This window comes from Streptomyces prasinopilosus (assembly GCF_001419695.1).
Classification (GTDB): Bacteria; Actinomycetota; Actinomycetes; order Streptomycetales; family Streptomycetaceae; genus Streptomyces; species Streptomyces prasinopilosus.
In genome coordinates, this window is record NZ_LIRG01001055.1 from 1 (window position 1) to 1324 (window position 1324).

Here is a 1324-nt window from a genome sequence, read left to right on the forward strand (position 1 = left end):
GGCCGGGGACGAGGGGGCGGGGGAGACATGCCCGGACACGAGGGAGTCACGAGGATGTCGGTCGAGCAGCCGATGTGGCGCGCGCTCACCGGTTACCGGATCCTCGCCGTGGTGTACGCGGTCGGCCTGTTCGCCACCGCCCACGAGGAGTTCCCGCGCCCCTGGCTCGCCGTCGCCTACCTCGCCCTGCTGGCCGTCTGGACGGCGGCCACCCTGCCCCGGGTCGCGAACGCGACCGCGTGCACCGGACGCTTCCTCGCCGCCGACCTGACCGTCGCGCTGGCCGGCATCCTGCTCACCCCCGTCGCCGACGCCCCGGAGCGGATCACGGCCGGCGGTCCGACCCTGCCGTCGATATGGACCGCGGGCGCGGTGCTCGCCTTCGCCCTCAAGGGCGGCTGGCGCTGGGCCGCCCTCGCCTCCACCCTGGTCGCCGCCGCCAACCTGATCGAGCGCGGCGGCCCCGCCCGCGACACCGTGCACAACGTGATCCTCGTCTGGGTCGCCTCCATCGCCATCGGCTATGTCGTCGAGGTCGCCCGCGCCTCCGAGCGCACCCTCGCCCGCGCCCTGGAGATCGAGGCCGCGACCAGGGAGCGGGAGCGGCTCGCACGGGACATCCACGACAGCGTGCTCCAGGTGCTCGCGATGGTGCAGCGGCGCGGCGCGGTGCTCGGCGGCGAGGCGGCCGAACTGGGCCGGATGGCCGGCGAACAGGAGGTGGCGCTGCGCACCCTGGTCTCCGGCGGCCCGGTGCCCCTCCCCGGAGGGGCGGCGGCGGCCGGCGCGGTGGTGGCCCCGCTCACCGCCGGCGCGGCCGGGAGAGCGGCCGGGGACGACGCCGGCCACGGCCCCGTCGACCTGCGCGCCCTGCTGGCCCCGTACGCCGGTGCCCTCGTCGTCCTCGCCGACCCCGGGGCGCCGGTGCCGCTCGCGCCGGCCGCCGCGCGGGAGGTCGCCGCCGCCGTCGGGGCCGCCCTGGACAACGTGCGCACGCACGTGGGCGCCGACGCGCGCGCCTGGATCCTGGTCGAGGACGAACCGGACGAGGTGATCGTCACCGTCCGCGACGAGGGGCCCGGCATCCCCGAGGGCCGGCTCGCCCAGGCCGAGGGCGAGGGGCGGCTCGGGGTGGCCCTGTCGATCCGGGGGCGGCTGCGCGACCTCGGCGGCAGCGCGGAGCTGATCTCGGTGCCCGGCCAGGGCACGGAGGTCGAACTGAAGGTGCCCAGGCACCGCAGCGGCGAACAGGACGCACGGGGGAAGGCGGAACAGCAATGACCGACACGGCAGCCGGAGCGACGGGCGGGGGAGCGGCCGGGGG

Annotated in this window: 1 protein-coding gene; it reads left to right on the top strand. The window is 77.4% G+C overall.

Annotated elements, in window-relative coordinates:
- The first annotated feature begins 27 nt into the window (after window positions 1-27).
- Window positions 28-1281, top strand: a complete 1254-nt coding sequence (gene macS, locus AOK18_RS30045) for a MacS family sensor histidine kinase (protein WP_079105265.1) — start codon at window positions 28-30, stop codon at window positions 1279-1281.
- Window positions 1282-1324 lie beyond the last annotated feature (43 nt).